We start from the raw sequence: 6249 nt of genomic DNA on the forward strand, positions 1-6249 counted from the left end.
CAAGCCCGCTCCCACATTTTGATCCGATTACCACTCCAATAATAATGCTGAGCACCCCACCATGACCCAGCAAAACCTGTTCCTCGGCATCGATTGCGGCACCCAGGGCACCAAGGCCATCGTCCTCGACGCCGCCAGCGGCAAGGTACTGGGCCAGGGTGCCGCCGCCCACACATTGCTGAGCGGTGCCAATGGCCGCCGTGAACAAGACACCCAGGAATGGCTCGACGCCTTCACCGCCGCCACCCACCGCGCCTTGCAACAGGCCGGCGTGGATGGCCAGGACATCCTCGGCATCGGTGTCTCCGGGCAACAGCACGGCCTGGTGCTGCTCGATGAGCACGGCCAGGTCCTGCGCCCGGCCAAGCTGTGGTGCGACACCGAAACCACCGCTGAAAACGAACGCCTGCTGCAACACCTGGGTGGCGAAAGCGGCTCGCTGGAACGCCTGGGCGTGGCGATTGCACCGGGCTACACCGTATCCAAGCTGCTATGGACCCGCGAGCAACACCCAGACGTGTTCGCGCAAATCGCCCATGTCCTGCTGCCCCACGACTACCTCAACTACTGGCTCACCGGGCGTGCCGTCGCGGAATACGGCGATGCATCGGGCACCGGCTACTTCAACGTGCGCAGCCGCACATGGGATGTGGACCTGCTCAAGCACATCGATCCCAGCGGGCGCCTGGCAGCGGCATTGCCACAACTGATCGAGGCCGACCAAGCCGTTGGCACGATCCTGCCAACCATCGCCGAACGCCTGGGCATCAACCCCAACGCCATCGTGTCCAGCGGCGGCGGCGACAATATGATGGGCGCCATCGGCACCGGCAATATTGCCCCCGGCGTCATCACCATGAGCCTCGGCTCATCGGGCACCGTCTACGCGTTTGCCGATCAACCCAATGTCAGCCCCCAGGCGTCGGTGGCGACGTTCTGCTCGTCCAGCGGCGGTTGGCTGCCGTTGATCTGCACCATGAACCTGACCAACGCCACCGGGGTGATCCGCGAGCTGTTCGAACTGGACCTCGCCGCGTTCAACGCCCTGGTCGCCGAGGCCCCGATAGGTGCCGAAGGCGTGAGCATGCTGCCGTTCCTCAACGGCGAGCGCGTGCCCGCCCTGCCCCACGCCAGCGGCAGCCTGCACGGCCTGACCATGACCAACCTGACCCGCGCCAACCTCTGCCGCGCCGTAGTCGAGGGCACCACCTTCGGCCTGCGTTATGGCCTTGACCTGCTGCGCCAGACCGGCCTGCAAAGCCAGAGCATCCGCTTGATCGGCGGCGGCTCGAAAAGCCCGCTGTGGCGGCGGATGGTCGCCGACATCATGAACACCGAAGTGATCTGTACCGAACAACCGGAAGCCGCCGCCCTGGGCGCGGCGATCCAGGCAGCCTGGTGTCAGTCCGGCACCTCCCTGGCCAGCTTGTGCGAGCGCTGCGTAAGCCTTGACCCGACCAGCCGCACCCTGCCGGTGGCGGCCAGTGTCAGCGCCTATCAACAGGCCTACGAGCGCTATCAACAGCACGTGGCCACCCTTTAAGAGCGAACGACTATGTATCTGGTGTGTGGTGAAGCGCTGTTTGATTTTTTCAGCGAGGAGGATGCCAGCGGGCAGGCTTCCAAGGTCAACTACAAGGCGATTGCCGGTGGCTCGCCATTCAACGTGGCCGTGGGGTTGCGTCGCCTAGGCGTCGCGGCGGGGTTGTTTGGCGGCCTATCCACCGATTTCCTCGGCCGGCGCTTGTGGCAGGTGCTGAGGGACGAAGGCGTCAGCGAACAGTTCCTGGTGGAATTCGCCGCGCCGACCACCCTGTCGATGGTCGCGGTGGGCAGCGATGGTTCGCCGCAGTACAACTTTCGCGGCGAAGGGTGCGCTGATCGCCTGCTGCAGATCAGCCATCTGCCGCAACTCGGCGATGACATCCGCGGCCTGCATATCGGCTCGTTCTCCCTGGTGGTGCAGCCGGTGGGCGACACCCTGCTGCACCTGGTCAAGCGTGAAAGCGGCAAGCGCCTTATCAGCCTCGATCCCAATGTACGCCTCAACCCGCAACCGGATATCCACCTGTGGCGCGCGCGCATCGCCGAACTGGTCCAGCATGCCGACATGATTAAGGTCAGCGACGAAGACCTGCACCTGCTCTACCCCGAACAGTCGCCGGAAAGCGTCTTGCAAGGTTGGCTGCAACACCGTTGCCAGTTGGTGTTTCTCACCCGCGGTGGCGACGGCGCCAGCGTATTCAGCCGCCAACATGGGCACTGGTCACAACCGGCGGTCAAGGTGGTGATGGCCGATACGGTCGGCGCCGGGGATACCTTCCAGGCCGCGTTGATTGCCTGGCTGACCGAGCACGCGCTGGATTCGGTAGAAGGCTTGCAACAGTTGTCCCGCGAGCAGATCGACAGCCTGCTCGGGTTCGCCATTCGCGCAGCGGCCCTGACCTGCGGCAAGACCGGACCCGACCTGCCTTACCGCGACCAACTGGGTTAAATCTGCGTGAAGATGTAGGACAAATTCGGCGATCATGTAGGTAATCGCTTTTGAACATGAAGGTTCTGTCAGGAAGCCCCGAAATTAATCAATGGTTAATCTCGGGAGACAACAGTGAACGCGTCCGCCCATCACCACGATGGGCCAGCGAATCCCTGTTGGAGAATCCTCATGAACACCAAAACCCTGCTGGTCAGCCTCACCTTGGCGCTGGCCGCCGTCTCGGGCGTTGCGCAAGCCGATTCGAAACCGGTGCCCTACCGCTATGGCATGCCCATGGATGTGCAGAAGGTCATCTCGATGAACGAACCGCAGACCGCTGAATGCAAAGTCATCAAGGCCGATATCAAGTTCCTCGACAAGGCCGGCGTCGAGCAGTACGTGAGCTACAAAAAGCTATCTGACGCCTGCATGTCGCAGAATTGAAGGCTGTGCTGACAAAGGGCGGCGTAATTGCCTACGACCGGCTATCCTTGCGCGCTGATCTCCCGGCCGAAAGGACTCGTCATGCCGTTGCGCTTTCATACGCTCGCCCTGTTTTCCGCCCTGCTCTGCTTCGCCCTCGCGCTGACGTGGGGCCTGCGCCCCGACTGGCTGTTGTGGCTGTGGAGTGTGGAATATTCAAGCGCCACAGGCTTGGTAGCCCGGCGTAACGCCGCGCTGTTCCTGGCCCTCGGCATCATGTTCTACCGCGCCCGCCATGCGCCGCCCTCCGCCACACGCCGCGCCATCACCAGCGGGTTTATCACCGGGTGTTTTGTCTTGGCCGCGCTGGGTGTGAATGAGTGGCTCAGTGGCAACGCCGGCCCGGGCATCCTGCTGGCGGTGGCCACGGAAACCGTGCTGGGCCTGGCGTTTATCCAGGCCCATAGAGCTTCGGTGCCAACCCCTCAAACGGCTGCCTGATTAATAGGCGCGCCCGCCCGCTCTATGCAGGGTGGGTGCCTGGGTGTGCTTGAGGTGCTCGCGCAGTCCGGTTATCAGGTTGCAAATGGCGCGGCTGCTGTCGAGCTTGTCCGCGTTGATGCCTTTGACTTCCAAATCCACCCGGTCACGGTCGCGGTCGTCAAAGACCTTGATCGTCAGCGAAGCGTCTTCGGCTTTGGTGCACTCGCACCGTTTGGGCAGGAAACTTGTTTCAATAATGCTGCGTAGTTCCAGTTCCGAAAGCATGGTCAACCTCTCCTTTCCTGAGACTGCCAATCGATTGTTATGGATCCGGCAGGCACTGGCCCGCCACGCCTTGCCAACCTTGGAAGACGCTTGCAATCACCAGCCTACCCGGCAAAATCCGTTGCCGTTGTAACCTTTCCTCATAAGCCGCGTGCGGCGTTATATATCTAAAACACCACCCTTTGGATAATCGGCGAACCGCTGCGATTAAACGATTAACTTGCCCGTTCAAGTTAACCGCCAGCCTGCGCCGCCACTCTTTCGGCAACATGTCGCAAACTATCGAAGTTGATATTCGCCCCGGAATTGATCGCCACCAGCGTCTGCCCACACACGCCACTGCGCGCGACGTACTTGCGAATGCCGGCCACCGCCAGTGCCCCGGAAGGCTCGGTGATGGAACGGGTGTCGTCGTAGATCAGCTTGATCGCGCTGCACAGTTCGTCGTTGCTGACGGTGATGACTTCGTCCACCCAGTCGCGGCAGATTTCAAACCCAAACGCGCCGACCTGCGCCACCGCCGTGCCATCGGCAAACCCATCGACACTGGGCAACACCACCCGCTCGCCGGCACGCAGGGCCGCCAGCAGGCAGCTGGAGCCTTCGGGCTCGACGCCGACGATGCGCACCTCGGGGCGCAGGTATTTGACGTACGCGGCAATCCCAGCGATCAGCCCGCCGCCGCCCACCGGTACGAAGATCGCATGCAGCGGGCCTTGTTGCTGGCGCAGGATTTCCATGGCCACGGTGCCCTGGCCGGCGATCACCTCCGGGTCATCGAAGGGCGAAACAAAGGTGCAACCCGAGGCCTCGGCCAGTTGCAACGCATGGGCCAGGGCAAACGGAAAACTCGCCCCGTGCAGCACCGCTTCGGCACCCCGCGAGCGCACGCCCAGCACCTTGAGTTCCGGGGTGGTGGCGGGCATGACAATGCGCGCCTTGATCCCCAACTCCAGGGCGGCCAGCGCCACGCCTTGCGCATGGTTGCCCGCCGAGGCCGTCACCACGCCCCGGGCCTTCTGCGCGTCAGTGAGTTGCACCAGCTTGTTGTAGGCGCCGCGGATCTTGAAGGAAAACGTCGGTTGCAGGTCTTCGCGCTTGAGCAGCACGTTATTGCCCAGCAAGGCCGACAACGCCGGCGCCGCTTGCAAGGGCGTGCGCACCGCCAGGTCGTACACCGGGGCGGCGAGGATCTTTTTCACGTAATGCTCAAGCAGCCCAGTGTCAGCGGTGTGGGGCGCGGTGCAGGTGCTCATGGGTGTCTCCTGGCGTGGTGCAAAGGGCCCTGGAGACGGAAAAACAAAACCCGCCTCTAGGGCGGGTTTGGGTACAGCCGTGCGCTATCCCGCCAAATGAGGAATGGCGGTAATAATCATGCTGGGCTGGCTGCGCAACGTTGGATAAGTCATGCCCTGAAATTAACCGCCCACGGCAGGATGAGTCAACAAAAGGTTTACTTGCGATATACGAAACATATACGCTTTGTATATCAACCCAGCACAGTGAACCCCATGGGCATCGTCAAGATCACCGACCAACTGCACGAACAACTGCGCCTGGCCAGCGCCGCGATGGACCGTTCCATCAACGCCCAGGCCGAGTTCTGGATCAAGATCGGCCTGCTCGCCGAACTCAACCCCAACCTGGCCTACAACGACCTGATAAACAAACTGTTGCTGGACAAACCCGACCTGATCCGGGGGCGCCGCTGATGATAAAGACCGCTGCCCAACTGGCCGTGATGCGCGAATCCGGGCGCCTGCTGGCCCAGGTGTTCGACATGCTCGACGGCTTTGTCGCCGCCGGCCGCTCCACCCTGGCGCTGGACAGCGCCGTCGAAGCGTTTATCCGCAACGACCTGCAGGCCCGCCCGGCCAGCCTTGGCCAATACGACTACCCCTTCTCCATCAACACCTCGATCAACGAGGTGGTGTGCCACGGCATGCCCAGCGCCAAGGACGTGTTGCAGGACGGCGACATCATCAACATCGACATCACCCTGGAAAAAGGCGGCTACATCGCCGACTCCAGCAAGATGTACATGATTGGCAACGTCGCGCCCAAGGCCCGGCGCCTGGTGGAGCAGACCTTCGAAGCGATGTGGGCCGGCATCCGCCAGGTCAAGCCCGGCGCGCGCCTGGGCGACATCGGCCATGCCATCCAGAGCCATGCGCACGTCAACGGCTACAGCGTGGTGCGCGAGTACTGCGGCCATGGCATTGGCCGGCAGATGCATGAAGAACCGCAGGTCCTGCACTTCGGCCGCCCAGGCACCGGGCTGGAACTGCGCGAAGGCATGGTGTTTACCGTCGAACCGATGCTTAACCAGGGCGGCGCCAAGACGCGCAGCCTCAAGGATGGCTGGACGGTGGTGACCAAGGACAACAGTTTGTCGGCGCAGTGGGAACATACGGTGGCGGTGACGGCGCAGGGGTTTGAGGTACTGACTCTCCAAGCCACACCCTGAACTCCCCCTGCTGGAACTGGGTTTTTTGTGGGAGCTGGCTTGTGTGGGAGCGGGCTTGCTCGCGAATGCGGCGGGTCAGTTTCGGATGTGTTCACTGACACACCGCTTTCGCTGT

General features: G+C 62.5%; 7 protein-coding genes and 1 pseudogene. 6 read left to right on the top strand and 2 right to left on the bottom strand.

Features of this window, described 5'->3' with window-relative positions; genetic code table 11:
* Nucleotides 1-61 precede the first annotated feature (61 nt).
* The 4 genes from xylB to NUV89_RS13240 all read left to right on the top strand — a co-directional run bounded on the left by xylB (nt 62) and on the right by NUV89_RS13240 (nt 3400).
* Nucleotides 62-1543, top strand: coding sequence for a xylulokinase (gene xylB / locus NUV89_RS13225; protein ID WP_257781666.1), 1482 nt, complete (start codon nt 62-64; stop codon nt 1541-1543).
* 12 nt (nt 1544-1555) lie between these two features.
* Nucleotides 1556-2494 carry a carbohydrate kinase gene (locus NUV89_RS13230; protein ID WP_257781667.1) on the top strand — a complete coding sequence of 313 codons (939 nt, stop codon included), beginning with the start codon at nt 1556-1558 and terminating at the stop codon, nt 2492-2494.
* A 171-nt stretch (nt 2495-2665) separates the two neighbouring features.
* Complete coding sequence (locus tag NUV89_RS13235; RefSeq protein WP_257781668.1) at nt 2666-2920, top strand: DUF2790 domain-containing protein; 255 nt, start codon at nt 2666-2668, stop codon at nt 2918-2920.
* A gap of 81 nt (nt 2921-3001) precedes the next feature.
* Complete coding sequence (locus NUV89_RS13240; protein ID WP_257781669.1) at nt 3002-3400, top strand: hypothetical protein; 399 nt, start codon at nt 3002-3004, stop codon at nt 3398-3400.
* On the opposite strand, the gene NUV89_RS13245 is transcribed toward NUV89_RS13240, so the two are convergent.
* Nucleotides 3401-3667 carry a DUF1652 domain-containing protein gene (locus NUV89_RS13245; RefSeq protein ID WP_257781670.1) on the bottom strand — a complete coding sequence of 89 codons (267 nt, stop codon included), beginning with the start codon at nt 3665-3667 and terminating at the stop codon, nt 3401-3403.
* Nucleotides 3668-3924: 257 nt separating this feature from the next.
* Nucleotides 3925-4923 (bottom strand): annotated as a pseudogene (gene ilvA / locus NUV89_RS13250) (threonine ammonia-lyase, biosynthetic); the annotation flags it as partial.
* Nucleotides 4924-5178: 255 nt separating this feature from the next.
* On the opposite strand from ilvA, the gene NUV89_RS13255 reads away from it, so the two are divergent.
* Nucleotides 5179-5379 (top strand): ParD-like family protein, encoded by a 201-nt coding sequence (locus NUV89_RS13255; protein ID WP_257781672.1) that lies wholly within the window; start codon nt 5179-5181, stop codon nt 5377-5379.
* On the top strand, nt 5379-6134 hold the full coding sequence (gene map / locus NUV89_RS13260) for a type I methionyl aminopeptidase (RefSeq protein ID WP_257781673.1): 756 nt from the start codon (nt 5379-5381) through the stop codon (nt 6132-6134). Before NUV89_RS13255 ends, map begins: the two co-directional genes overlap by 1 nt.
* Nucleotides 6135-6249: the final 115 nt, after the last annotated feature.

The sequence above is a fragment of the Pseudomonas sp. 18.1.10 genome, from assembly GCF_024655625.1.
In the GTDB taxonomy this organism is placed as follows: domain Bacteria; phylum Pseudomonadota; class Gammaproteobacteria; order Pseudomonadales; family Pseudomonadaceae; genus Aquipseudomonas.